The organism is Comamonas sp. CMM03 (assembly GCF_019218715.1).
Lineage (GTDB): Bacteria > Pseudomonadota > Gammaproteobacteria > Burkholderiales > Burkholderiaceae_C > Comamonas > Comamonas terrigena.
Genome location: NZ_JAHUXB010000002.1, coordinates 762,486 through 789,069 on the forward strand (window position 1 = coordinate 762,486; position 26,584 = coordinate 789,069).

Annotated in this window: 20 protein-coding genes; 7 read left to right on the plus strand and 13 right to left on the minus strand. The window is 65.6% G+C overall.

The features are described from left to right. Positions 1-34: 34 nt before the first annotated feature. Complete coding sequence (locus KW830_RS10355; protein WP_218333081.1) at positions 35-1,663, plus strand: ABC transporter ATP-binding protein; 1,629 nt, start codon at positions 35-37, stop codon at positions 1,661-1,663. A gap of 219 nt (positions 1,664-1,882) precedes the next feature. Here the strand turns inward: KW830_RS10355 and KW830_RS10360 are convergent, their stop codons facing one another. The 3 genes from KW830_RS10360 to KW830_RS10370 all read right to left on the minus strand — a co-directional run bounded on the left by KW830_RS10360 (position 1,883) and on the right by KW830_RS10370 (position 6,407). Then, the gene (locus tag KW830_RS10360) at positions 1,883-2,881 is read right to left on the minus strand and encodes a tripartite tricarboxylate transporter substrate binding protein (RefSeq protein WP_218333082.1); all 999 of its coding nucleotides are present in this window, start codon (positions 2,879-2,881) and stop codon (positions 1,883-1,885) included. 441 nt (positions 2,882-3,322) lie between these two features. Further along, positions 3,323-4,816: an amidase gene (locus KW830_RS10365; protein WP_218333083.1), complete on the minus strand. Its 1,494-nt coding sequence runs from the start codon at positions 4,814-4,816 to the stop codon at positions 3,323-3,325. Positions 4,817-4,826: 10 nt separating this feature from the next. After that, positions 4,827-6,407: an ABC transporter substrate-binding protein gene (locus KW830_RS10370; protein ID WP_370626109.1), complete on the minus strand. Its 1,581-nt coding sequence runs from the start codon at positions 6,405-6,407 to the stop codon at positions 4,827-4,829. 273 nt (positions 6,408-6,680) lie between these two features. On the opposite strand from KW830_RS10370, the gene KW830_RS10375 reads away from it, so the two are divergent. The 3 genes from KW830_RS10375 to KW830_RS10385 are packed head-to-tail and all read left to right on the plus strand — an operon-like array spanning position 6,681 to position 10,308. After that, positions 6,681-7,640 carry an ABC transporter permease gene (locus KW830_RS10375; protein WP_370626110.1) on the plus strand — a complete coding sequence of 320 codons (960 nt, stop codon included), beginning with the start codon at positions 6,681-6,683 and terminating at the stop codon, positions 7,638-7,640. A 23-nt stretch (positions 7,641-7,663) separates the two neighbouring features. Then, positions 7,664-8,593, plus strand: coding sequence for an ABC transporter permease (locus tag KW830_RS10380; RefSeq protein WP_218333086.1), 930 nt, complete (start codon positions 7,664-7,666; stop codon positions 8,591-8,593). Next, a complete protein-coding gene (locus KW830_RS10385) occupies positions 8,590-10,308 on the plus strand; it encodes an ABC transporter ATP-binding protein (RefSeq protein ID WP_218333087.1) in 1,719 nt (572 codons plus the stop codon). The genes KW830_RS10380 and KW830_RS10385 overlap by 4 nt, the downstream gene beginning before the upstream one ends. A 111-nt stretch (positions 10,309-10,419) precedes the next feature. On the opposite strand, the gene KW830_RS10390 is transcribed toward KW830_RS10385, so the two are convergent. The 6 genes from KW830_RS10390 to KW830_RS10415 all read right to left on the minus strand — a co-directional run bounded on the left by KW830_RS10390 (position 10,420) and on the right by KW830_RS10415 (position 18,610). Further along, on the minus strand, positions 10,420-12,576 hold the full coding sequence (locus KW830_RS10390; RefSeq protein ID WP_218333088.1) for a TonB-dependent siderophore receptor: 2,157 nt from the start codon (positions 12,574-12,576) through the stop codon (positions 10,420-10,422). 47 nt (positions 12,577-12,623) lie between these two features. Continuing rightward, a complete protein-coding gene (locus KW830_RS10395) occupies positions 12,624-13,346 on the minus strand; it encodes a hypothetical protein (RefSeq protein ID WP_255578268.1) in 723 nt (240 codons plus the stop codon). Between the two features lie 128 nt (positions 13,347-13,474). Further along, positions 13,475-15,928: a TonB-dependent receptor gene (locus tag KW830_RS10400; RefSeq protein WP_218333090.1), complete on the minus strand. Its 2,454-nt coding sequence runs from the start codon at positions 15,926-15,928 to the stop codon at positions 13,475-13,477. 115 nt (positions 15,929-16,043) lie between these two features. Continuing rightward, positions 16,044-17,054 carry a FecR domain-containing protein gene (locus KW830_RS10405; RefSeq protein ID WP_370626111.1) on the minus strand — a complete coding sequence of 337 codons (1,011 nt, stop codon included), beginning with the start codon at positions 17,052-17,054 and terminating at the stop codon, positions 16,044-16,046. Then, on the minus strand, positions 17,051-17,554 hold the full coding sequence (locus KW830_RS10410; protein WP_255578269.1) for a sigma-70 family RNA polymerase sigma factor: 504 nt from the start codon (positions 17,552-17,554) through the stop codon (positions 17,051-17,053). The genes KW830_RS10405 and KW830_RS10410 overlap by 4 nt, the downstream gene beginning before the upstream one ends. A 246-nt stretch (positions 17,555-17,800) precedes the next feature. Further along, positions 17,801-18,610 carry a helix-turn-helix transcriptional regulator gene (locus tag KW830_RS10415; RefSeq protein WP_218333093.1) on the minus strand — a complete coding sequence of 270 codons (810 nt, stop codon included), beginning with the start codon at positions 18,608-18,610 and terminating at the stop codon, positions 17,801-17,803. A gap of 112 nt (positions 18,611-18,722) precedes the next feature. Here KW830_RS10415 and KW830_RS10420 point away from each other — a divergent pair, with 112 nt between their 5' ends. After that, positions 18,723-19,700, plus strand: coding sequence for a bile acid:sodium symporter family protein (locus KW830_RS10420; RefSeq protein WP_218333094.1), 978 nt, complete (start codon positions 18,723-18,725; stop codon positions 19,698-19,700). Positions 19,701-19,914: 214 nt separating this feature from the next. On the opposite strand, the gene KW830_RS10425 is transcribed toward KW830_RS10420, so the two are convergent. Both KW830_RS10425 and glmS read right to left on the minus strand, forming a co-directional pair. Then, complete coding sequence (locus KW830_RS10425; protein WP_218333095.1) at positions 19,915-20,169, minus strand: hypothetical protein; 255 nt, start codon at positions 20,167-20,169, stop codon at positions 19,915-19,917. Between the two features lie 254 nt (positions 20,170-20,423). Continuing rightward, positions 20,424-22,322, minus strand: a complete 1,899-nt coding sequence (gene glmS, locus KW830_RS10430; protein WP_218333096.1) for a glutamine--fructose-6-phosphate transaminase (isomerizing) — start codon at positions 22,320-22,322, stop codon at positions 20,424-20,426. A gap of 137 nt (positions 22,323-22,459) precedes the next feature. On the opposite strand from glmS, the gene KW830_RS10435 reads away from it, so the two are divergent. After that, a complete protein-coding gene (locus KW830_RS10435; RefSeq protein ID WP_218333097.1) occupies positions 22,460-22,996 on the plus strand; it encodes an Lrp/AsnC family transcriptional regulator in 537 nt (178 codons plus the stop codon). Positions 22,997-23,096: 100 nt separating this feature from the next. Here the strand turns inward: KW830_RS10435 and KW830_RS10440 are convergent, their stop codons facing one another. Both KW830_RS10440 and glmU read right to left on the minus strand, forming a co-directional pair. Beyond that, on the minus strand, positions 23,097-23,891 hold the full coding sequence (locus KW830_RS10440; RefSeq protein WP_218333098.1) for an ATP-binding protein: 795 nt from the start codon (positions 23,889-23,891) through the stop codon (positions 23,097-23,099). A 3-nt stretch (positions 23,892-23,894) separates the two neighbouring features. Further along, a complete protein-coding gene (gene glmU / locus KW830_RS10445) occupies positions 23,895-25,325 on the minus strand; it encodes a bifunctional UDP-N-acetylglucosamine diphosphorylase/glucosamine-1-phosphate N-acetyltransferase GlmU (protein ID WP_218333099.1) in 1,431 nt (476 codons plus the stop codon). Between the two features lie 243 nt (positions 25,326-25,568). Between glmU and KW830_RS10450 the strand changes: the two genes are divergently transcribed. Beyond that, positions 25,569-26,555: a LysR substrate-binding domain-containing protein gene (locus tag KW830_RS10450; protein ID WP_066540792.1), complete on the plus strand. Its 987-nt coding sequence runs from the start codon at positions 25,569-25,571 to the stop codon at positions 26,553-26,555. The last annotated feature ends 29 nt before the right edge of the window (positions 26,556-26,584 follow it).

Sequence of the window (26,584 nt, forward strand, 5' to 3'; positions counted from 1 at the left end):
GCATGTTCCGCCGTTTGAATTCCGAAGACCTTCTATGAATGCCTTGCTGTCCATCCAGAACCTGACCATCGACCTGCCCGCCGGGGGGGACCGTCCGCACGCGCTGCAGCAGGTGAACCTGGACCTGCACCCGGGTGAGATCGTGTGTGTCGTGGGCGAAAGCGGCTCCGGCAAGTCGCTCACCACCAGTGCGGTACTGGGCCTGCTGCCCGAAGGCGTCCAGGTCCGCAGCGGCCAGATTCTGTGGCGCGGGCAGGATCTGCTGCAGCTCGGTGCCGAGGGCTTGCGCAGGCTGCGCGGCAGCGAGATCGGCATGATCTTCCAGGAGCCGATGACCGCGCTGAATCCGCTGCGCACCATCGGCGACCAGATCGGCGAGGTGTTCCGCACGCACACCCGGCTGTCCCGCAAGACCATCCGTGCGCGCACCCTGGGCTTGCTGGAATCCGTGAAGATCCCCGATCCGGACAAGGCCCTGAAAGCCTACCCCCACGAGCTCTCGGGCGGCCAGCGCCAGCGCGCCATGATCGCCATGGCCCTGGCGCTGGAGCCGGCCCTGCTGATCGCCGACGAACCGACCACGGCGCTGGACGTCACCACGCAGGCCGAGATCCTGCACCTCATCCACGACCTGCAGCGGCGCAAAGGCATGGCCGTGCTCTTCATCACGCACGACTTTGGCGTGGTGGCCGAGATTGCCGACCGCGTGGCCGTCATGCAGCACGGCGTGCTGGTCGAGAGCGGGGAAGCCCAGGCCGTGCTGGAGCACCCGCAGCATGGCTACACCCGGGCCCTGATTGCGGCGGTGCCTCCGCTGCAGGCCCCCGTGCGCGGTGCGGCCAGCCAGGCGCCCACCGCGCTGTCAGTCGCGCGCCTGTCCAAGACCTACCACCAGCGCAACTGGCTGGGTCGCACCAGCCGCACCACGCACGCGGTCAAGGACGTATCGTTCAGCCTGCCGGCGGGAACGACGCTGGGGGTGGTGGGCGAGAGCGGATCGGGCAAGTCGACCCTCGCGCGCAACCTGATGGGCCTGCTGGTGCCGGATGAAGGCGAGTTCCGGATCGGCAACGACACCGTGCAGTTTCGCAACATTGCCCAGCGCCGGCTGCACGCCACCCGCGTGCAGATGGTGTTCCAGGACCCGTACAGCTCCCTCAACCCGCGACAGCGCGTGGGCGACATCGTCACCCAGGGGCCCATCGCCCATGGGGAGTCCCGCGCCCAGGCCCTGGCACATGCACGCGAGCTGTTCGCCCTCACCGGCCTGTCACCCGAGGCGCTGGACCGCTACCCGCACGAATTCTCGGGCGGCCAGCGCCAGCGCATCGGCATCGCCCGGGCGCTGGCCATGCGGCCGCAGATACTCATCGCCGACGAGCCGGTGTCCGCCCTGGACGTCTCGGTGCAGGCACAGGTGCTGGACCTGCTCACCCGCCTGCGCGAGCAGATGGGGCTGTCGATGGTCTTCATCACCCACGATCTGCGCGTGGCAGCGCAGATATGCGACCAGCTCATCGTCATGAAGTCCGGCGAGATTGTGGAGTCCGGCCACACCGCCCGCGTCTTCAGCCACCCCCAGCACCCCTACACACGGGCGCTGCTGGAGGCGATTCCAGGCAGGGCTTGGATTTCCGATGCCTACGCCCAGAAGGCGGCCTGAAGCCATCCGCGCCTCCTGAAGGGCCTGGCGCCCTGGCTGCCAACGCAGTCCTCATCACAGGACTGACACAGACCAAGCGCTCCGGTGGAGCGCTTTTTTCATGCCGACACCCACCAGGAAAGGGATGAAGCGTGGGATCCAAGATCCACGGAGGAAGCCAGCTTCACGGAGAGGATTCACAGCCTCCGTAACCCAAGCTCCCCTGCGTTGCACGCGCGCTCACTGCTCCACCCGGATGCCGTGCTCCACCGAGCGCTGTTTCCACAGGTCGATCTCCTTGAAGTAGAACGCCTTGAGCTCGGCCGGAGACATGTCCTGGTAGAAGGCCCCGGCATCGCTCAACCAGCGCTCCATCTGCGGCGTGTGGAACGACTGGATCACGGTCGTATTGAGCCGCTGCACCACATCGGCCGGCGTCCCCTTGGGCGCAAAGAAGGCGCTGAAGCTGACCATTTCCAGCCCTTCCAGGCCCACCTCCTTCACGGTCGGCGTATCGGGGTACAGCGGAAAGCGCTTCGGGCTGAACACCACCAGGGGCGTCAGGCGCTTGCCCGAGGTCAGCGGACTGATTTCGCCGTAGAAGCCCACCGCAAAATCCACATGCCCGGAAGCGGCATCCGTGGCCGCCAACGAGCCGCCCTTGTAGGGCACGGGCTTGAACTCTGCGCCCACGGCCTTGGCCACCATCATGCAGGCAAAGTGGCTGGTGGCCGCCTGGCCGCTGGTGCCGCAGCTGTAGGCATCCGCGTTGGCTGGCGCGGCCTTGGCTTTTTGCACCAGGTCCTGGATGCTCTTGGCCCAGGAGTTGCTGCCCGCCGTCAGCACCGGATAGCCCAGCGTGGCCATGGCCACGGGTTCGAAGTCTTCCTTGGGCTTGTAGCGCACCGTCCCACCGGCCGACGGATACTGGATCAGCGAAGCCATGCCGCCGTACAGCAGCGTGTAACCGTCCTTGGGGGCCTTGAGCACCTCCATCGCCGCCAGCGTGCCTGAGGCACCGGGGCGGTTGTCCACCACCACCGTCTGCTGCAGCCGCTCGCTCATCTGCTGTGCATAGCGGCGCGCCCAGATGTCATCGACGCCGCCCACGGCATTGCCCACCACGATGCGGATGGGCTTGGACGGAAAGGTCTCCGCGGCCATGGCCCCTGCACTCCATCCCGCCGCCACAGCCACCGTCCATGCCATCCAACCGGTCTGGTTCCACAACTTCACCATGTGTACCTCCTTGCACAAGCAGCTTGCGATCAGGCGCCAGCGGCGGGTGGGCCGCCACCGGCGTGCGAATTGCTGTCCACCGGTGCATTAGTGCGTGTACACGGTACGGGTGTTTGTGGGGCAAACCCTTTTGCATCGTCCTCCAGGTGACACCGGCGGTGACGCACGCGTCAATGTGCGCCGCCGTACAGCGCTCTGCCGTGCGAGCATGAAAAAGCCCTTGCCTGCACGACACAGGCAAGGGCTGCAGCGGATGTTTCGCCTACCTGAGGCCGTCAACCGCAATCCAGCAGCGACGCGAGGCCTGGGACATCACACGCGGCCTCGCATGTTCACCCCATGGCGTGAACGCTCAAACCCTCTGGTTGTAGACCCATGCGGACCAGGAAGAGCGGATCGACGCCGCGCTTTACCGCACGGTGGAAAGGACGATCGACAGGCTCATGCCCCGCCGAAGTTCGGCGGTGCAGTGAACCCGCCCTGCAAAGCGGTATACAGCTGGGCAAACCGGATCGGCGTCAGGTCTTCCAGGAACGGCCCTACGGCCTGCGCACCGACCGGCAAGCCGGCGTCATCCAGCCCGATCGGGAAACTCGTGGCCGGCAGACCGGGCAGCACCGGCAAGCCGGCCCACTCGAACAGATCGGCGAACTTCAGTTGCGCCGTCTCGGCACCAAAGTCCACCGGGAAGCGGCGGGCGTCCTTCGGCTCGCTGTGGTCGTGCAGAAAAGCCGTCTCCACCAGCACCGGGCTCAGGACCACGTCCACCTGCGTGAACAGCTGTTCCCATTGCGCGCGGAACTGCAGGCGGCGTTCGTTCTGCACCAGCCAGTCCCCGTGCGAAATGTGCTCCGCCACTTTGCGGACATCCTGGCCATCGGCTTGCGTACCCTCCGCTGTCTGCACCTGTGCGGCACGGCCATGGGTCGGCGCCGCCAGCGATGCACCCAGCAAGGTGCGGTAGTTGTGGTGGGCGGCCTCCAGGTCGGGCACATAGGCCCCCAGGTCTTCCGGCAGCACCACGCGCGCACCCGCCGCCTCCAGCCCCTGCTGCAGGCGTGCCTCCACCAGCTTCTCGGCAGTGGACTGGGGGCGCCCGGGCCAGCGGGTCAGCAGCAGCACGCGGAACGGTGCCAGGCTGTCATGGCGGGCAGGCGGCAGCTCCACGCGCCAGGCCTTGTTCGCCAGCGGATCCCGGTTGAGCAGTATCTGCAGCGCCAGTTCCAGATCTTCGGCACTGCGGGCCAAGGGACCGGCCACCGTCAAATCGCGCAAGGCCTGCTTGCCGGCCGGCACCCCGGTGCCGCCGTTGTGCACCAGGCCATAGGTCGGCTTGTGGCCGTAGATGCCGGTGAAATGCGCCGGAACGCGGATGGAACCACCGATGTCCGTTCCCACCTCCAGCGCGCTCAGCCCCGCCGCAATGGCCACGGCAGAGCCCCCGGAAGAGCCGCCCGGCGTGCGCGCCAGATCCCAGGGATTGGACGTCACGCCATACACGGCGTTGTAGGTCTGCAGGTCGGCCAGTGCCAGCGGGACATTGGTTTTACCAACGACGACTGCACCCGCTTCCCGCAGGGCGGCCACGGCCGGCGCGTCCTGGGAAGAGACATTGCCCGCGTAGTCCAGGTTGCCGACGCTGGTCACCAGCCCCGCCACATGGAAGTTCTCCTTCACCGTCACAGGCACTCCCAGCAGGGGCTTGCGTTCGCCCCTTGCCAGTGCCGCATCGGCCTGGCGCGCGGCCTGGCGCGCGCCCTCGTCGTCACGGGCCACGATGGCATTGAGTGCCGGGTTGTGCTGCGCGATGCGCGCCAGGATGTGCTCCAGCAAATCGATGGACCGCACTTCGCCGTCGGCCAGTGCACGCGCCTGCTCATGGGCCGGTGCAAACACCAGCGCCTCCAGTAAGTTCTTCGCTGTGGTTTGGCTCATGCTTCGCTCCTTACTGCTCCAGCCAGGTATCCGAAAAGTCGCCTGCTGTCAGGTCGATGCTGTTGTGCAGCTGGTGTACGCGCTTCTGGTGCACCAGCAGGGCCGATGGCACGGTGACCAGCGGCAGGGTCGGCAGTTCCTTGCCCACAATGGCCTGGATGTCCTTGAACAGCTTGGCGCGCTTGGTCTCATCCGTTTCGATGGCGGCTGCGCGGAACAGCTCGTCGACCTGCGGGTTGTGGTAGTGCGGCCCATTGAGGAACGGCAGCGGGTTCTTGATGCCGTCAGACCAGTACAGGCGCTGCACGCCCACGGTCGGATCGAACAGGCGGCCCAGGCCGTTCACGCTGAGATCGAAGCCCCGTTCCTTGTAGACGCGGTTGATGAAGGTGGGCAGGTCGCCGTCGATGATCTCGACTTTCACCCCGACCTTGTTCAGCGCGGCACGAACGTACTCCGCCGTGCGCTTGAAATCCGCCGACGGCATGAACACCAGGCGCAGCGCAAAGCGACCGTCACTGCCCTTGCGCGGATAACCGGCTTCATCCAGCAGGGCATTGGCGCGCGCGGCATCGAACGGGTAGTTGAAGGCACTGTCGTCGTAGTAGTTCTTCAGCACCGACGGGATCGGTGAATGCACCACCTGTGCGCGCTTGTAGTAGACCGTGTTGGCAATGAAGTTGCGGTCGACCGCCAGCGCCAGTGCCTGGCGCACTTTCACATTGGCCAGAATCTGGTTCTCCAGATTGAATTCCAGGAACAGCACGTTGGAGAGGAATTCATCGTAGGAATCGTCCACCGCCAGCTTGGGGTTCTGAGACAGGCGATTCAGATCCGAGATCGCCACGTTCTGCGCCACATTCGCTTCGCCCGCTTCGATGGCGGCCGAGATCGATGCCGGGTTCTTGATGAAGCGATAGATGACGCGGTCCAGATGCGGGTGGCCGGCACGCCAGTAGCTGGCGTTCTTCTCCAGCACCACATGGCTGCCTTTCACCCACTCCTTGAACTTGAATGGCCCGGTGCCGATGGGACGGCTGTTGTTCTCTGCAGCCAGGGGATCGCCCTGGGCATAACGCTGGTGCGGCACGATCGGCGTCTCTGCCGACGACAAGGCACGCAGCAGGTACGGCGCAGGTTTTGCCAGCACCAGGGTGACGGTATGTGCATCCGGTGTCTGCACATCCTTCAGGTTGGCAAAGGTGATGCGTCCGCGGGCGCCGGTCTCACGCTGCGTCTGGATGGAGTATTTGACGTCGGCCGCTGTGAAGTCCGATCCATCGTGGAACTTCACGCCTTTGCGCAGCTGAAAGGTGTAGCGCAGGCCGTCTTCGCTGACCTTCCACTCGGTGGCCAGCAGCGGCTGCGGCTTGAACGAGCGGTCGTAGCGCAGCAAGCCTTCGGTGACCTTGGCGCTGATGTTGCGGTTTTCGACCTTGGGGTTGAACAGCGATACCAGGGCCGTCGGCTCCGTGCCTATCAGGTAGGTGAGCGTGCCGCCGGGCTGTGGCGCCGGGTTGGCGGCGACAGCGCCGCTGAAGGGAGCGAGACCGGCCAGCGTCAGTGCCAGCCGTCCCACGAGTTGGTTCATTTTCATACCTAGCCTTTGCTTGCGTCGCGCACCGCAACGCGTCGACGATGAGTGCGTGAAAAAGGAAAGCGATGCTAGGTGCAGCATCTGTGCGCAGCAAAGATCGATAACGTATTTGCATGCTCAAAAAACTTCGTTGACCCTGCTGCGCCAGCCAACCCAAACTTCTGGCTCTTTTCATTGAAACGAGGGCCGAACGGCCTGCCTGCATTCCGAAGCGAATGGCCGGCAGGACCCGGCCGGCAGGGTAGAAAATTGTCCAGATTGCTTCCAGTGCTGCGCAGGAATTTGCTGCAGGCCATTCCCACCGTCTTCGGCATCGTCGTGCTGAATTTCCTGCTGCTGGAATGGGTTCCCGGCAACGCGGCCGACGTCATCGCAGCGGAGTCCGGCGGCGCCACGGCAGAAAGCATGGCCCAGCTGCAGCGCCATTTCGGCCTCGACCTGTCGATGGCAGAACGGCTGTCCAGCTACCTGCTGCACCTTCTGCAGCTCGATCTGGGCATGTCGCAGCGCCACAACCTGCCGGTGCTCACGCTGATCGGAGAACGCCTGGGCAACTCGCTGCTGCTAATGGGTTCGGCCTTGCTGCTCGCCGCCGTGATCGGCACCGTGCTGGGCACCTTGATGGCGGTCCACGTCGGGCGCTGGCAAGACCGACTTGTGTCCATCGTGGCCTTGCTGCTGTATTCGGTCCCGACCTTCTGGATCGGCCTGATGGCCATCGTGCTGTTCTCGGTCAAGCTGGGCTGGCTGCCCACCAGCGGCAGCCACACCATCGGTGCGTCGCTGACAGGCTGGGCCGCGGTGCAGGATAGATTTTCGCACCTGCTGCTTCCCATGCTGACCACGGCCGGGTTCTACATCGCCATTTTTTCCCGCCTCACGCGGGCCGCCATGCTGGAAGTGAGCAAGCAGGACTTTGTGCGCACCGCCCATGCCAAAGGCCTTGCTCCGTTGCGTGTGACGGTGCACCACGTGCTGCGCAATGCGCTGATCCCCGTCACCACGCTGATCGGCGTGTACTTCGGCGCGCTGCTGGGCGGCGCCACCGTGATCGAGACCGTCTTCAACTGGCCGGGCATGGGCAGCCTGGTGCTGGATTCCATCCTGGCACGCGACTATCCGGTGCTGCTGGGCGTGCTGTTCTGCTCCTCGCTGCTGGTGATCGCCGTCAACGTGCTGGTCGACCTGCTGCATGCCGCGCTCGACCCACGCATCCACGTGCGCTGACCCGCCGCCAAGAGGTTCATAGCATGACTGACCACACGTCTTCCACCGTCGCCCTGGCCTCGGCCGCCGACGCTGCCGCCCTCGCGCCGGGCTTCGTTCCACCGGGTGGACCGCCACGGCGCGGCCTGCTCAAGGCCTTCTCGAAAAATCCTGCCACCGTGCTGGGGCTGGCGATTCTGCTGCTGGTGGTCGCCGTGGCGGTGTCCGCTTCGCTGGTCTACCCCGGCGATCCGCAGGACATCGTCGGGCCGGCCCTGCTCTGGCCGGGCGAGGATGCGAGTTTCCTGCTCGGCACCGACTCGCTGGGGCGCGACGTTGCCGCAGGGGTGATGTACGGTGCGCGCGTTTCGCTCACCACCGGCGCCGTGGCCGCGGCCCTCAGCCTGACGATCGGCCTGCTGATTGGCGCCCTCTCCGGTTACTTCGGCGGCTGGATCGATGACGTGCTGGTGCGCCTGACCGAGCTGGTGCAGACCGTGCCGACCTTCCTCTTCATCATTGTGGTCGTGACCATCGCCCGCCCTTCGGCACCGATGATCATCTTCGCCATTGGCGCGGCCTGCTGGCCGGTGACGGCACGCCTGGTCCGCGCCGAATTCCGCACCCTGCGCGAATCGGAATACGTCATCGCCGCGCGCAGCCAGGGCTTCGGCAACGCCTGGATCATCTTTCGCGAGATTCTGCCCAACGCCCTGCCGCCGGTCATCGTCAGCACCTCGGTGCTGGTGGCCAACGCCATCCTGATCGAGTCCGGCCTGTCCTTTCTCGGCCTGGGAGACCCCAACGCCATGTCCTGGGGCAGCATGATCGGCGAAGGCCGCGAGATGCTGCGCACGGCCTGGTACCTGTCCGCCGTCCCGGGCGTGGCCATTGTGCTCACCATCCTGGCGCTGAACCTGGTGGGCGATGCCATCAACGACACCTACAACCCACGCCTGGTGGGCCGGCCATGAATACACAAGCACCCCCTCCCGCCCTGCTGGATGTCCGCCACCTGAACATCCACTTCCACGGCGCAGACCATGCGGCGGTGAAGGACCTGTCATTCACCGTCGGTCGCGGCGAAACACTGGCCCTGGTCGGCGAGTCGGGTTGCGGCAAGTCGACCACCGCCTTGTCGCTGCTCCAGCTGCTGGGTCCGCAAGCCAAGGTCAGCGGTGAGATCCTGCTGGAAGGCCGTGACATCCAGGCGCTTGCCGCGGCAGAAGTGCGCCGCCTGCGCGGCAGCGACGTCTCGATGATTTTCCAGGAGCCAATGACATCGCTGAACCCCGTGCACACCATCGGTGCGCAGATCAGCGAGGTGTTGCGCCTGCACCAGGGGCTGACACCGGCCGCTGCACGCACACGCGCCATCGAGCTGCTGGAACTGGTGAGGATTCCCGAACCGCAGCGGCGCGTCGACGATTTCCCGCACCATCTTTCGGGGGGACAGCGCCAGCGCGTCATGATCGCCATGGCCGTGGCGTGCACGCCCAAGCTACTCATCGCCGACGAGCCCACCACGGCGCTGGATGTGACGGTGCAGGCCCACATCCTGGAGCTATTGCACACGCTGCGACGGGAGTTGTCGATGGGCCTGATTCTGATCACCCACGACCTCGGGGTGGTCTCGCACTGGGCCGACCGCGTGCTGGTGATGCTGGATGGCGAGAACGTCGAGGAAGGCAAGGTCGAGACCTTGTTCAAGGCGCCTGCGCACCCCTATACCGCCGGCCTGCTCGGGGCCTCGCTGCATGGCGGCGAAGACCGGCATTACCGCCGCGCACGTTTGGCGGAAATACGCCGCACCGCAGGCCACTCCGGTCTGCACCGCACGATACAGCTGGTCACGCCGCCGCTCCCGGCCGCTTCCAGCACACGGGAGACGCACCACGCCAAGCCCGCACCGCGGCCGCTGCTGTCGGTGGAATCGCTGCACACAGCCTACCGGAAGCGCGATGGCAGTCTGTTCCACGCGGTGGACGACGTTTCCTTCACGATCCAGCCCGGAGAGACGGTCGGGCTGGTGGGCGAATCCGGCTGCGGCAAGTCGTCCCTGTCCCGCACCTTGCTGCGTCTGATTGCACCCGCCAGCGGCCGCATCGATTTCGATGGCACCGATCTGGCGGTGCTGACTGAAAAACAGCTTTCCCCCTGGCGCCGCCGCATGCAGATGGTGTTTCAGGACCCGTTTGCCTCGCTGAACCCGCGGCGCACGGTCGCCGATACGCTGGATGCCGTACTGGCACTGCATGGCGTCAAAGACAGCGCGGAGCGCTCCCGCCGCATCGCCCTGCTGCTGGACCGTGTGGGCCTGCCACCGTCGGCGCTGCACCGCTATCCCCATGAATTTTCCGGTGGCCAGCGCCAGCGCATTGGCATCGCCCGTGCGTTGATCTTGCGGCCGTCGTTGCTGGTACTGGATGAGCCGGTGTCGGCACTGGATGTGTCCATCCAGGCGCAAATCCTCAACCTGCTCTCCGAGTTGAAGGAAGAGTTCGGGCTCTCCTACCTGTTCATCTCGCACGACCTCGCCGTGGTGCGCTACATCGCCGACCGCATTCTCGTCATGCAGCACGGAAAGATCGTGGAGCGCGGTGACCACCAGCAAATCTGGCAGGCACCGCAGCACCCCTATACACAGACCTTGCTGGCCTCTGCGCCGTCCGTGCAGCGGGCCCACTAGGCAGGCCCTTCCGAGGCTTGGCTGTTGCACAGCCCGGATGGCTCTGGCAGCCAGGACGGTGACCGCAGGCAGTCACCGTCCTGGACCAAGGTCTGCTACCCCCGCATGGCGTCAGTATTTGAACTTCGCCGTCAGGACCAGCGTCCGGGGGCTGCCAAAGCTGATCAGCTGCGCATTCGGCGTGGTGCCCTGGATGTAGCCTTTGTCGAGCAGGTTCTTGATCGCCAGGTTCATCCCCCATGACTGCGCTTCATACCCCAGGTTCAGATCGAACAGCGTGTACTTGGGCAGGCGGACGAAATAGGTGCCGCGCTGCGCCGTACGCTCGCCCTGCAGGCGCAGACCCGCGCCCATGTTCCAGCCCAGTCGGTCGGGCTGAAAGTAGTACTGCGTGAAGACGGTACCGGCATTCCTTGGCACATGGTTGATGCGCTTGCCGATCTCGCTGGCCGTCAGGCTTTCGGAAATACGGGCTGTGGGGATATAGCTGTAGGCGGCCGATACATTCCACTGCCGGGTCACTGCGGCCGTGATTTCCGCCTCGAAGCCCTTGGTGGTCTGCTCGCCCGTCTGCACCGAGTAGCCCAGTGTCGCATCGGACTCCGTGACGTTTTTGCGTTGGAGGTCGTACAACGCCACATAGCCCTGCACCCGTCGATCCAGTGCCTGGAACTTCACCCCCAGCTCTGTTTGCTTGCCCTCTTCGGGGCTGAGCAGCGAGCCATTGATGCCCGTATCCGTGACAGGCATGAACGAGGTCGAATAGCTGACATACGGCGCGATGAAATCGTTGACCTGGTACATCAGCGAAGCACTGCCCGTGAAAGCCGTGTTGTTGTTCCGGAGGTTCCCTCCCGTCAGCATGTTCTGGACCTCCACCCGCGTCCAGTCATGGCGCCCCGACAACCCCACGATCCATTTCTCGTCGATCTTGAGTGTGTTGCGCAGGTACAGGCCGACGTATTGGTTGTAGGTCAGGTTGTGGGAAGGCTTGCCCTCCTTGATGGAGGTGACGCCGTAGACCGGATTGTTGGCATTGAAGGCGTTGATGTTGTCCACGCGCTGGTAGTAGTCGCTGCGCTCCTGCATCATGTCGACGCCGGCGGTCAGCTCGTAGCCCACCCGCCCCAGCTTGAACTGGCGTTGCAGATAGCTGTCCAAGGCGATGTTGGTGTCCTGTTTGTCCTGGTAGTTGATCTGACGTGTCACCAGCGGAAACTTGGCATTTGCCGCGGCAAACACGGAATCACTGAAGCTGCTTCCCTTGCTGACCGCAAAGTTCTGCTTGAACACCCATTCATTGTCGAAATAGTGCGCGTAGTTGGCGCCCAGGCGATAGGCGTCCACCTTGTAGCTCCGGTCAGGCTCGCCGATGAATACCTTGCGCCCATAGTTCTGGTAATTCTGCGGAATGCCCTGGTTGCGGATGTAGTCGCGGTGCTGGTAGCTGGCGATGACGGAGAGGTCGTTGCGGCCATCCAGATCGAAGTTGTAGGACGTAGCAAGGTACTGGTTCTTGAAATAGACGTAGTCCGTGGGGTCCTGCTGGTCCGAAGCCCGCCCCACAATGCGCACGGCGCCTTTGCGGCTTCCGTTGGGAGAGTAGTTCAGGTCGAAGTTCGCTTCCTTCAGCCCATAGCTACCGTAGCTGACGCTGGACCGGGCAAAGCTCTCGGCCTGTGGCCGCTTGGTGGTCAGATTCACCAGCCCGCCGGGAAGCGCCAGACCAAATCCGACCGACGTGGGACCCTTCACCACCTCGATGGAGCCGACCCCGAAGATGTCCTCGGAGCGCAGCACATTGGTGGATGTCTGCGTCCGCAAACCATCCACATAGGTCTGGGCGCTGGAGATCTGCCCCCGGATGATGAAATCGTCCCACCCGCGCCGGCCGTAGGACCCCGACGAGACGCCGGCAACCCCCTCCAGGGCCTCGGCCACGGTCTTGAGCTGCTTCTCTTCGATCTGCTGCTGGGTCACCACGCTGATGGACTGTGCGGTCTCGAACAGCGGTGCATCGGAACGCAGCACCCCCGTGGCGGTCTGTGCCACAAAGCGGTTTTCATTGTCAGACTGTTTTTCCGCCCGGATCTGGATGGTCTCCAGCTCGGCAGCGGGCACCGCCCCGGCGGCCTGCTGGGCAGGCGTTCCCGCCGTGCCCGAAGTCTGGGAAAACGCGAGAGCGGGAATGGCAGCCAGTGTCAGACACAGACAGGTTCGGGGCAGGCCGGGAACCACAGGCGAAAGAAGATGGAGAAAGGATGGCATGGAAAAACGGTTGGCTTGCGGCAGAAAGAAACGGGGAGCGCGCGTGTTCATCGCGCTTGAAGGGCCCACGCCACGGCGGCATCGAACAGCTGGAGTCCGGCCGCCGACAGATTGGGGAAGGTTTCGTTGTCCAGGAAGAACATGACGCGGCGCGCCGGCGCCAGCGATTCGTAGTCCATGGTGGCGCCCTTCTCGTAGCCGAAGATGGCCGCCTTCTCAGGCTGGCCATGCAGGGTGGCGATGACGGTGGCGCCCAGTCCCGGCTTGCCCCAGCTCATGGTGGCCTGCTTTTCGTAGACATCGACCACCCCTGCCGGCAGCCCCGCCGCCATGGGGTGCGGGGCGTTGACCAGCCAGACGTACCGGTTCTTGTCCACACTGCCGAAATCGCTGCCCGCCCGCTTGCCGGTCATGGCCAGATCGTCCAGCAGGTCGTTCTCCCAGGTCAGCAGCGGTACGGGCACATGGCGGTATGCACCCAGCAGGTCGTGCGAGCGGATGGTGGAGGAAAGGATGACCAGGTCCGCGTCCAGCGCGGCCTCCACAGGCGCGTACTGGCTGTGCAAGGTGACGGCGTAGCCACGCGCCACCAGGTGTTGCTGGATCTTCTGGTCGATGGGCAGGCTTTTGCCTTCCATGCGCACCACCAGCAGCACCTTTTTGGGCGGCGGGGCCGCGAGGGCATTCGCCGACAGGCTGCCCGCCAGCAGCCCGATGCTCGCAAGCAAGGCCAGACGGCGTGAGAGTGAAGAGAGTTGCTGTGGATGCATGGAAGTACTTTCCTGAAAGTTCATGGATGCGTGGTGCGTGACACGTGGTGCGTGCCGGGCAGCACACGGTGGTCTGCGGACACCGGTTGCCCTGGCGGCGAAAAAGGGGGTTGGCGGCGGGCGCCGGTTCAGAACTCGACCGTGGCGCGCAGCAATACCTGGCGCGCGTCGCCCATCGAGATCAGGTAGGTGTTGGCACTCGATGGGTAGTAGCTGCGGTCAAAGAGGTTCTTCACATTGAGCTGGAACCGCGTTGGGTAGCCACCCACCCGGGTGTCATAGGTCGCGAATGCGTTGGCGACGGTGTAGGCCGGAAGCCAGAAGGAGTTGGCGGAATCGCCCGGGCGCTTTCCCACGTACTGCACGCCACCGCCCACGCGCAGCCGCCCTTGCGTGCCCATCACCGTGCCGAAGTCGTGCACCACCGACAGGGATGCCGTCTGCCGCGCCACATTCCACAGCCGATTGCCCTGGTACAGCGGGTCTTTGGTGGTCTGTGCGTCCACATAGGCATACGCCGCAATCACACTCCAGTTGCGGCCCAGTTCCCCGGCCACATCCAGCTCCAGCCCACGTGAGCGGGCCGCCCCCGAGGTGCGCCAGTCGGTCAGCTTGGTGGTGTCGTTGAACTGCGAGACCAGCACGTTGCGCTTGCGGATGTCAAACACGGCCAGCGTCCCCGTGAGCTGTCCGGGCAGGTCCAGCTTGGCCCCGATCTCCCAGGACCTGGCCTCCTCCGGGGCGATGCTGGAATCAATCACTGTTCCACTGGTCAGCGGGGCGATGGTGGAGGTCGGCCTCAGCGACTGTGCGTAGTTCACATAAAGCGACAAGGCCGGATCGACACGGTAGACCACGCCTGCACGCGGCAACCAGGCCGAACCGTCGGCCTGGGTATTTGCCTTGAACGGCCGCCCTCGGCCGGCCGTCTGCCGCCACGTCTGGTAACGCAGCCCTCCGGTCACGATCCACTGTTCGTTCAGATGGATGGTGTCCAGCAAGAACCACGACCGGTTGTGCAAGCTGTCCATCTGGTCGCTGTCGCTTGCGGACACCGTGGAAGAGGGTTGCTCCCTGCCGTAGACCGGGTCCAGATAGCTGAAGGTGGAGGTGACGGCCTGGCGCAGCAGATCGGCCCGGTAGATCCGCCGGTACTCGGCATCGCCCCCCATCTGCAGGCCATGGCGCATGCCGGCCAACTCCAGGTCGCCATCCACATAGAAAGTGCCGTAGCTGTCGGTGCTGAGCGCGCCATGGGTGGCGTCATTGCTGCGCGCCAGCGTGCCGCGCGTGGTGTCCACGCCGTTCACACGCAACTGGTTGGCGTCGTAGGTCTCACGGTTGTAGCTGAGGTTGACGTGTGCAGCCCAGCCGTCGCCCAGCTGGTGGTCCACCGACAGCTGGCCCAGGTGGCTCTCGCCGGTCATCTTGTTGAACGGCTCATCCAGGCGGCGCCTGGCCGGCAGGTCCAGCGGGCGCCGGGTGACCGGATTCAGGGCCGTGCCCCGATCGAAAGGCGTCAGGTAGGTGCGGTACTCGTACCAGAACACGGCCTGCGTGCTGTCGCCGTACCAGGCCATCGACGGCGCCACCAGCGTTTCACGGTGCCGACCAAAATTGCGCCAGTAGTCTTCATCGACATGGTCGGCGATCAGGCGGTAGGCCAGCCCGTGCTCGCCGATGGGCCCGGTCATGTCCAGCGTGGCGCCCGCGCCATGGCGGTTGGCCGCATAACCCGATCCATACAGCGACAGTGCGGTGCGCTGGCGCAGCTGCGGTTTCTTGCTCACCACGTTGATGACGCCGCCGGGGTCCATGAGCCCGTAGAGCAACGAAGACGGCCCCTTGAGCACTTCCACACTCTCGGCAGCAGCGTTCATGCCACGGCCCTGCACCAAAGGCATGCCGTTGTGCATGACCGAGCCATCGCGGTTGGCGCCGAAACCGCGCTTCATGATGGTGTCCTGCGTGCTGCCCAGGGTGTTGCCCTGGGTGATGCCGCTCACGTTGACCAGCGCCTCGTCAAGGGTGCGCGGCCGCTGGTCGCGCACCACCTGGGCCGGCACCACATTGACCACCTGCGCAATTTCCAGCATGGAAGCGGTGGTGCGCAAGGTGGAGGCATCGGGTGTGGGCTGGTAGCGCTCGTCGGCCTCGGCCGGCGCAGGAGCGGCCCGCGCCACCACACGCACGGCAGGCAGGTCGGCCGCCTCGGCGGCAGCCGGCAACCCGGCGGTCTTGCGCACGATGAATTCACCCGGCTCGCCCTCCACCGCCTCCATGCCGGAGCCCGCCAGGATGGCCGCAAACCCTCCGCCCACGGTATAGCTGCCGCGGATCCCGCTGGAGCGCAGATGGCGCGTGCTGGCAGGGTCGTAAGACAGGGCAATGCCGGCGGCGGCGGCAAACTGGCCGAGCACGGTCCCCATCGGACCGGCGTCGATCTGGTAGTTCCGGGCAGCCTGGACGGCTTGCGGCGCCCGCTCCGCTGCATGGCTGGCAGCCGCCCACGTCACCGCTGCAGCCAGCAGGCCTGTCAGCAACGGTGCGCGGACGGAGGTGGAAGGGAGGGGCGTTGGCATTCGGATCTCTTGGTCATGAACAGCAAGCAGAGAAGGGCTTTCATGAAGGGAGCCGAACGAGATCGCAAAAGATGAAAATTTGCCGCAAAAAAAGTGCACACGGCATGGACCACGCCTACGCTGGAGCCAGGGTGACCCAGTAGCGCGACATGCCGAGCTGGCGTACCGGAAAGGCGCGGGTGATGACGGCCAGCGCCTTCTCAGTGTCTGCCAGCGGGAAAACGCCAGACACGCGGAGGTCGGCCACCGCGGGGTCACAGACCAGCCGGCCGGGCCGGTAGCGCCTGAGCTCGTGCACCACATCCTCCAGGCGCCAGCTCTCCACGACCAGACTGCCGCCCACCCAGCTCACCAGAGCCGGATCGACCTGCTGCGGGCTCTGCAGCGCTGCGCGGCTGAACGTGGCCCGCTGGCCCGCCTGCAGACGCACGGAGCGGCCGTCCCCCTGCGATGCCTGAATTTCCACGGCATCCTGCAGCACGCTGACCATGGTGTCGCCCGCTTCGCAGCGGACCGTGAAGCGGGTGCCCAGCGCCAGAACACGGCCATGGGGCGTGTGCACCGTGAAGGGACGGCCATCTTTGGCGCCGCCATTGCGGGCAGCGGTCTGCACCAGGATCTCCCCCTCGCGCAGCACAATGCGCCGGCTTGCGCCGTCCATGGACACATCGACCGCAGTGCGGGTGTTCAAGGTCAGTTCGGACCCATCGTCCAGCATCACGGTCAGCCGTTCCCCTGTGCCGGTGCGATAGTCCGCAAGCCAGGCCTGCATGCCGCCATGCTGGCTGCCGATCTGCCAGGACAGTCCGGCCGCGGTCCCCACCCCGACCAATGCAGCAAAGCTGCGCAGGACGCGGCGCCGGCTGCGTCGACTGGCCTGCAGGGTGGAAGCGGCCAGATGGCCTGGCACCCGCTGCAACATGCCCGCCAGCGCATCGAAATGCCGCCATGCACGCTGGTGATCGGGGTGTGCCTCATGCCAGCGCTGCCAGTCCGCGCGGTCGGCATCGGTGGCCTCCCCGGAGCACAGGCGTGCGTACCAGGCGATGGCCTCCTTGCGAATCCGGGCTTCGGCGCCTGCCGCGGTGTGGCCCGGGCGGTCACCGGTGGAAGATGCCGGGTTCACGCACCGTCCGCCACAATGAGATAGCAATGCTCCAATGCCTTGAGCATGTAGTTGTTGACCGTGCGCACCGTCACCCCCAGCTGCGCAGCGATCTGCGCATAGGTCAGACCTTCCAGCTGGGACAGGATGAACGCCTGCCGCACACCCGGCTTCATGCCATCGAGCATGGCATCGATCGCGACCAGGGCCTCCAGCACGATGGCGCGCTCCTCGGGAGACGGCGTCTGGGGTTCAGGCAAAGCGGCCAGCGAAGCCAGATAGGCCCGCTCCAGCGCCCTGCGGCGGTGAAAGTCCACCACCAGCCCGTGCGCAATGGTCGTCAGGTAGGCGCGGGGGTCGACCAGCTCCACCCGCTCGCGTCGGCTCAGCAGCCGCAGGAAAGTGTCGTGCGCCAGGTCCGCCGCGTTGTGGGAGCAGCCCAGTTTGGCGCGCAACCAGTCCCTGAGCCATCCATGATGGTCACGGTAAAGCGCCTGGGCTTCGCATTGCAGAGTGGACATACCGGATGCCATGATTACTTTCCATCATCGCAAGCAGACACAACCCGAATAATGCGATTGCTTCTCATTCTACAACTTGTTCCTTTTTTGCAGCCCCCTTGCCGGTATCCCCGTACTGCCAGAACTGTTGCGTTCCCCCCGGAGCCACAGGCCGGCAGACTGCGGCGCTCAGGCAGGCTTCTCCACATCAGCGTGGTGGCGGCACGCCCTGCGTTTGCCGGCTGCGCACGGCCAGGGGCGTAGACGTCAAGCCTCCGCACCGCGCAACAACTGTCCCGGCGTACGCCCGAAAAGCTGGCGAAAGGCCGCAATGAAGGCCGAGGTCGAGTCATAGCCGCAGACCAGCGCCACCTCGGTCACGCTCTGCAGCTCCTGCAACTGCGGCAGGGCCGCCAGCAGGCGTGCGCGCTGGCGCCATTGGCGAAAGCTCATCTGGGTCTGCCTCTGGAACCAGCGGCCCAGCGTGCGCTCGGACACGCCCAGCTCCTGGCTCCACTGCGCCAGCTGCAGCGGGGCATCGGGTACGTCCAGCAGGTGGCGGCACCAGGCACGCAGGCGTTCGTCCTCCGGCCAGGGCAAGCGCAGCGCAGCGTGGGGCGCGGCGTGGATCTGGTCCAGCAGCACCTGCACCAGGCGCCCGTCGGCCCCCTCCTCGGCATATTCCACGGGCAGGGTGGCAAAGTGTCGGATCATCTCGCGCAGCAGCGGCGACACCTCCAGCACCCGACACTCCCCGCCCAGGTCGTGCAGGGCATGGGTCGCGATGTACAGGCTGCGAATTTCGGTGCGCGGCGCATTGACCACGCTGTGCACCAGCTGCTGCGGAATCAGGATGGCCCACTGCGGCGGCGCAATGAACAGGCCCTGGTGCGTCTGTACCTGCAGCACGCCCTGGCTGGCATAGGAGAACTGCACCCAGTCGTGGGCATGCGCCACGGTGGCGGCCTTGCGCTGCATCTGCTCGGCGCGGGCATAGACGGTCCGCGGGAGCCGGGCCAGCACCGGCACAGGGCGCGAGGCCAGGTCCCTGCGTTTTGTCGTTTCAGCGATATTCATGCGCCCGATGTCGTTAGCAGGAAATTTCTTAGCGTACTAGAGTGTGGTTCATCGCGGCCCCGTGCCGTTTTTGGCCGCAATCCGCTTGCGGCTTTGTCTTTCCGCTTCTGCCATGCGACGCCCCCGTTTTCTTCCCGACAATTTCATGCTCATCCTGCTGGCCATGCTGGCGCTGGCCAGCGTGCTGCCCGTGCGCGGCGTCTATGCCGACTACGCGAGCACCGTGACCAACCTGGCCATCGCCCTGCTGTTCTTCCTGCACGGTGCCAAGTTGTCACTGAATGCCATTGTCAAGGGCATGGGGCACTGGCGCCTGCATTCGCTGGTGTTCGCCTGCACCTTCCTGCTTTTTCCGCTGCTGACGCTGGCGCTCAAGCCGGTGCTGCTGCCGCTGCTGGGGCCGGACCTGTTCCGCGGCATGCTTTACCTCAGCGCCCTGCCCTCCACCGTGCAGTCGTCCATCGCCTTCACCTCGATCGCCCGCGGCAACATCCCGGCGGCCATCTGCTCGGCCGCAACCTCCAGCCTGATGGGCATCTTCATCACCCCCCTGCTGGTGCTGCTGATGCTGGGGCAGAGCGCGCACAGCCTGCCGTTTGGCGATGCCGTCCTCAAGATCATGCTGCAGCTGCTGCTGCCGTTTGTGCTGGGTCAGCTGGCGCGCCACTGGATCGGCGCCTGGGTGGACCGCCACAAGGCCGTGCTCAAGCATGTGGACCAGACCTCGATCTATCTGGTGGTCTACACGGCCTTCAGCAGCGCCGTGGTCGAGGGCCTGTGGTCACAGCTGCCGCTGCAGCAGATTCTGGTGCTGGCCCTGGCCTGCTGCGTGCTGCTGGCTCTGGTGCTGGGCACGACCTGGTGGTTGGGCCGCCGCCTGGGCTTTGACCTGGCCGACCGCATCACCATCCTGTTCTGCGGCTCCAAGAAAAGCCTGGCCACGGGCGTCCCCATGGCCCAGGTGCTGTTCGTAGGCGGAGCCATGGGCACGCTGCTGCTGCCGCTGATGCTGTTTCACCAGATTCAGCTGTTTGTCTGCGCGGTGCTTTCCAAGCGCTTGGCAGACCGCGCGGATGAGGTGCACGCCTGAAGCGGCACACAGGATTCGGGGGCCTGTAAATCCCCCGAGACTTCCTCCAGATCGAGGATGCAGTCACTGCTGGGCAAGAAACGCAGATCGCGACCCCGGGTATTCTCGGCGTGACGTGCTCAGCAGCTGCCAAGCGGTGGCGAAAGAATAGCCAGCTGCTAACAGACTGAAACCGCAGCCACCCCAAGCCATCACCGTTGCGGTAGCTTCAGCGTCACCTCGAAGCCCCCTCTGGCACATTGCGCAGCAGCAACTGGCCACCCTGCGCATGCGCCACGGTCTGCGCAATGGACATGCCGAACCCCACGCCGCTCAAGTCCGCATTGCGCGAATGCTCCAGGCGGTAGAAGGGCCCCTGCACCCGCGCTGAATGACTTCTTCCATGCTTTTCTTGAGATATCCTGCGCATGGAATTTGGCGAGCTGGAGCAGCCCATAGACTTCACCACGGTGAGAGTCTTCACGTCCATGATTGCGGCCCCGTCCCAAGCCCATGCAGTGCTGGGACTCGATGTGGGCTCACCCGAGCAGCAAAGAACCTACATTGAGAGAGCTGTCGACATGCTGCGGCAAGGAGTGGAAAAGCGCTGACGAAATCGACCCGCCAGAACGTGGCGAACCCCGCCCATCCCACAGGGGCATCGCTGCCGCCTCAGCGCTGTGCCAGCGGAAGGTCTGCACCGATGCCTGATGCCCGTCCCAGCAGGAAGAGGTGTCGCGGCTCTTACTCCACCGTCACGCTCTTGGCCAGATTGCGCGGCTTGTCGACATCGGTACCGCGTGCCACGGCCGTGTGGTAGGCCAGCAGCTGCAGCGGCACCACGTGCAGGATGGGGCTGAGCGCGCCATAGTTCTCGGGCATGCGGATCACATGCATGCCTTCTTCGCTTTCGATGTTGGTCTTGGCGTCGGCCAGCACATACAGCACACCGCCGCGCGCGCGCACTTCCTGCATATTGCTCTTGAGCTTTTCCAGCAGCTCATCATTGGGCGCTACGGTGACCACCGGCATGGCACTGTCCACCAGCGCCAACGGGCCATGCTTGAGCTCGCCGGCCGGGTAGGCTTCGGCGTGGATGTAGCTGATCTCCTTGAGCTTGAGCGCCCCTTCCAGGGCAATCGGATAGTGCGCACCACGGCCCAGGAACAGGGCGTTCTGCATCTTGGCGAAGTCCTCAGCCCAGCTGATGACCTGGGGCTCCAGCGCCAGCACGGCCTGCAGGGCCACGGGCAGGTGGCGCATGGCGGTCAGATACTGCTGTTCCTTTTCTTCGCTCAGCCGGCCCTTGGACTGGGCCAGCGCCAATGTCAGCAGGAACAGCCCCGCCAGCTGGGTGGTGAACGCCTTGGTGGACGCCACGCCGATCTCCACGCCCGCGCGGGTGATGTAGGCCAGCTTGCATTCGCGCACCATGGCGCTGGAGCCCACGTTGCAGATGGTCAGCGTCTGCGTCATGCCCAGGCTCTGGGCGTGGCGCAGTGCGGCCAGGGTGTCGGCGGTTTCACCGGACTGGGTAATGGTGACCACCAGGGTCCGCGGGTTGGGCACGCTGGTGCGGTAGCGGTATTCGCTGGCCACTTCCACCGCGCAGGGAATGCCGGCAATGGCTTCCAGCCAGTACTTGGCGGTGCAGCCGCTGTAGTAGCTGGTGCCGCAGGCCAGGATCAGCACCTGGTCGATCTCCTTGAACACGCGCCACGCCGCGGTGCCGTCGGCACCGTCAAACAGCTCGGGGGCGATGTTGACGATGCCTTCCAGCGTGTCACCGATCGCGCGCGGCTGCTCGAAGATTTCCTTTTGCATGTAGTGGCGGTACGGACCCAGCTCGGCTGCGCCGCTGTGGGCGTGCACGGTCTTGACGGGGCGCTGCTCGGGCAGCACCACATGGCCGTCCTTGGCGGCAATCCAGTAGCGCCCGGGCTGCAGGTCCACCAGGTCGCCTTCTTCCAGATAGACGATCTGGTCCGTCACACCGGCCAGGGCCATGGCGTCGCTGGCCAGGAAGAATTCGCTGTTGTCCACGCCCACCCCCAGGATCAGGGGCGAGCCGGCGCGCGCGCCCACCACGCGGTGGGGCTCGTCCTTGTGCATCACGGCCAGCGCATAGGCGCCGTGCAGCTCGGCGCGTGTGGCTTTCAGGGCGTCGAACAGGTCGCCGTTGTAGTGACTGTCCAGCAGGTGGGCAATGACTTCGGTGTCCGTCTGGCTGGCAAAGATATAGCCCTTGTCCTGCAGCTTGGCGCGCAGCTGTTCGTAATTTTCGATGATGCCGTTGTGCACCAGAGCCACGCGGGCCGGTTTACCCGATTCGGCCGTCAGGCCCGGGCCATAGCTGAAATGCGGGTGGGCGTTGTGCACGGCCGGCGCACCATGGGTGGCCCAGCGGGTGTGGGCAATGCCCGTCAGGCCCTGCAGGTCTTCGGTCCGCACCTGCTCCAGCAGTTCGGCCACACGGGAAGTGCTGCGGGCGCGCTGCAGGCCCTGGCTGATGGGGCTACCCTGCACCAGGCGGTGCACCGCCACGCCGCAGGAGTCATAGCCCCGGTATTCCAGGCGTTGCAGGCCCTGCACCAGCAGGGGAACGATGTTGCGGGTAGAGACGGCGCCGACGATGCCACACATAAAACAAGCTCCGGTTCAAAAGGATGGCGAATGCTAGAAGCTTTAAAAAGTAATTTTTAAAAAACTAAAATGCAATTTTTGAAAACTTCTTTCACCCCACATCGATTCTGAAATTAAATTTCTATAATCAATTTCAAATGAAAGAAAATAAAGAAAACGAAACACTCGATTACACAGACCTGCAGTTGCTCGATACCTTGCAGCGCGATGCCAGCCTGAGCAACCAGACACTGGCTGAACGGCTGGGTCTGTCGGCCCCCACCTGCCTGCGCCGCGTTCGCCGGCTGCATGCACTGGGTCTGATCGAACGCTCGGTGACGGTGCTGCAACCCGAGCGGGCGGCCAGCCTGCTGGGCCACGGTCTGCAGGCGCTGGTGGAAATCACGCTGGACCGCCAGAGTGCCGAGGCGCTGGGCGCCTTCGAGGCCCTGGCCGTAGCCGAAGATGCGGTGCAGCAGTGCTGGAGGGTCTCGCCCGGACCAGACTTCATGCTGGTGCTGCATTGCTGGGACATGCCGGCCTATCTGGCGCTGTCACAGCGCCTGTTTGCCCAGCATGCCAATGTGCGCAATGTGAAGGCGTTCTTCGCCACCAAGCGCGCCAAGTTCAGCCCGCACCTGCCGCTGCTGGCAGCGGAGCCGGACCGCGGCGACCAGCACACCCTGCCCCGCTGAACACCCGCACCGCGGGTGCGCGGGGCGCTAGCAAGGTCCAGGCATCCCATGCCATGCAGCACTGCCCGGCAGGAACGCGGCACCACCGCGGTCACATCAATCAGCCCGCGGCCGGCCACTCCAGCACCGCCGTGCAGCCTTCGCCGGGACGGGAGTGCAGCTGCAAGCTGGCGCCATGGCGCTGGGCCAGGGCGTGCACCAGGGCCAGGCCACAGCCCATGCCGGCAAAGTCGTTCTCGCGGTGCATGCGCTGGAACGGCGGCCAGCTGACCGCCATGCGGGACGATTCAAAGCCCACGCCCTGGTCACGGATGGCAATGCGCCACAAGCGGGGAACGGGCATGGACAGGCTGACCTGCACCTGGGGCAGCATCTGCCGGGCGGTGAACTTGGCAGCATTGCCCAGCAGCTCGCCCAGCACCGTGTGCAGCGCGGTGGGATCGGCCTGCAGCAGCGCAGGCTGGGCCGGCAGCTCCCAGGCCACGGTGTCCCCCCGTGGCAGGCTGCGGGCGGCGCAGGACTGCAGCACGCCACACACATCCACGGGCTGCGGATCCAAGGGCTGGCGCACCGCGCGGGACAGCTGCATCAGCGCATCCAGCATGCGGCCCATCTTGTGGGCAGACTGCTCCATGGTGCCCAGAAATTCCTGGGCCTCATCTGCGGCCTCCCCGGGTGCAGCCGCGGCCAGTTGCTCCACGGACTCGCGCAGCAGCGGCGCAAACGAGGTCAGATGCCGCAGCGGCGCACGCAGATCGTGCGAGACGGCACGCAGCAGCCCTTCGTGCGCGTCCTGCAACTGCGCCAGTTGCTGCTGGCAGGCCGCCAGCTCGGCCCGCACTGTTTCCTGGGGCGACGGGACGGCAGCGCCATCGGGCAGGCAGTCGCGCTCCATGGCTCAGGCCTTGGGGGGCTTGACCGGGCGCGCCCAGTTGGCCTTGCTGATCTGCTTGCCACGGGCCACGCTCAGGGCACCCGGCTCGGTGCTCTTGGTGATGGTGGAGCCGCCGCCCACGGTGCCGCCCGCGCCAATGGTCACGGGCGCCACCAGCACGCAGTTGCTGCCGATGTGCACATCGGCCTCGATCACCGTGCGGTGCTTGTTGGCCCCGTCGTAGTTGGCGGTGATGGAGCCGGCGCCGTAGTTCACGCGCTCGCCCACGGTGGCGTCCCCCAGATAGGCCAGGTGGTTGGCCTTGGCCCCATCGGCCAGCGTGGAATTCTTCACTTCCACAAAGTTGCCGATGTGCACTTCGCGGCCCAGCTGCGCACCGGGGCGCAGACGGGCAAACGGGCCGATCAGCGCGCCTTCGCCCACGCTGGCACCGGCCTTTTCGCCGTCGATATGGGTGAAGGGGTGGATCACCGCGCCCGCCGCAATCGTGGCATTGCTGATGTGGCAGTAGGCACCGATCTGCGCGCCGTCGCCAATGCGCACCTGGCCGGTAAATATGCAGCCCACATCGATATCCACGTCCTGGCCGCACTGCAGCTGGGCCAATGTGCCACGGGCGTCGTCACGCAGGTCAAAGCGTGCCGGATCGGCCAGGCGCACGCCTTGCTCCATCAGCGCCTTGGCGGCGCGCAACTGGTGGGCCCGCTCCAGTTCGGCCAGCTGCAGCGGGCTGTTCACACCGGCCACCTGCAGCACATCGCTGATGCGGTGGCCCACCACGGGCACGCCGTCGGCCACGGCCATGGCCACGATGTCGGTCAGGTAGTACTCGCCCTGGGCGTTGTTGTTGTTCAGCTTGGCCAGCCACTGCGTCAGGTGCCGGACCGGCACGGCCATGATGCCGCTGTAGATCTCGGTGATGGCGCGCTCGGCCTCGCTGGCGTCCTTCTGCTCCACGATGCGCTGCACGGTGCCCGCACTGTTGCGCACGATGCGGCCGTAGCCCGTCGGATCGGGCATGGCCACCGTCAGCAGCGCCATCTTGTCGCCGCCCGCCGCATCCAGCAGCCCTTGCAGGGTATCGGCCTGCGTCAGCGGCACATCGCCCGACAGCACGATGGCCATACCATCGCCCGCCAGCGCGGGCACGGCCTGCTGCACGGCATGGCCGGTTCCCAGCTGCGGCTCCTGGCGCACAAACTTCAGTTCAAAACCGGCATCGGCGCCCGGGCCACTGGCCAGGGCCGCTTCGACGTCCACGGCACCATGGCCGGTCACCACCACCGCCGAACGTGCCTGCAACTGGCCCGCCGTGTGCAGCACATGCTGCAGCAGTGCCCGTCCCGCCAGCTTCTGCAAGACTTTGGGGTGGCGGCTTTTCATGCGCGTGCCTTTGCCGGCGGCCATGATGATGAGGTCCAATGCTGCGGTCATAGAGGATGGTGTGTGGTGGACAGAAGGCAGAACCGGGCGCTGCATGGCAGGCACACCGGGACTGCAAGACCGGGCGATTATCCGCCCCTGCGCGCAGGCTGTGAGCGCTGGCTGTCCCCCGCAGCATGTTCGGCACACCGCCGGCCGCTTGGTGGACGGCGCGGGCCTGCGTAATATGGCGCTTTGGCAGAACGCACCGTGCAGCGCCATCCCTCCCTTTTTTCCGGCCCTGCAGCCGCCACCATGTCCACCGCCTCCAGTTCCAGCGCATCCGGTCTGACCCTGCGCACCCGCCCCATCGCCATCGGCCATGTGCGTGCCTTTCTGGCCGTGGCGCGGCACCTGAACTTCCGTGCCGCTGCCGAAGAACTGGCGCTGACGCAATCTGCGGTCAGCCGCCAGATCCAGGGGCTGGAAGACGAGGTGGGTCTGCCCCTGTTTCTGCGCCACACCCGTGCCGTGGAGCTGACCAGCGCCGGTGCCCAGCTGCTGCGCGCCTGGACGCCGGCGGTGGAGCGCATCGACACCGCCGTGCGCAGCGTGCGCCAGAGCGCCGGGCGCAAAAGCGTGTCCATCACCACCTGGGCCAGCTTTGCTGCCATGTGGCTGATCCCGCGGCTGGAGGACTTCCAGCGCCAGCACCCGGACATCGACATCCGCATCGACACCACCGACAGCCTAGTCGATCTGGAGACCACCGACGTGGACCTGGCCATCCGCTACAGCCGGCCCACGGCCGCACTGCGCGGCGTGACCGAGCTGTTTGGCGAGCAGCTGGCCGTGGTCGCCAGCCCCTGGCTGCTGCAATCGGCCACCGCCCCGCGCCGGCCGCAGGATCTGGTGGGCTGGAGCCTGATCGAAGCCACCGACGCCGACCAGCACCCGCACCTGCAGTGGCTCAGCTGGCACCGCTGGCTGCGTGACCAGGACTGCGCCGACCTGCAGCCACGCCGCTGGGTCTATCTGCGCTATGCCCACCAGATCGTGCAGGCCGCTCTGGCCGGCCAGGGCCTGGCCCTGACCCGCCTGCCGCTGGTGGCCGAGGCCCTGGCCGACGGCCGGCTGGTGGAAGTGTTCCCGCGCCAGCGGCTGGATTCCCCGCTGGCCTACTGGCTGCTGACCGGTCCGCGCAGCGGCCAGCGGCCCGAAGTGCAGGCGTTTGCACAGTGGCTGCAGCAGCAGGCCCATGACACCCGCCAGGCCATGGCGCCGGTGGACGATCCGGCTTAGCCACGCCGCCCAGCGACACCCACCATTCG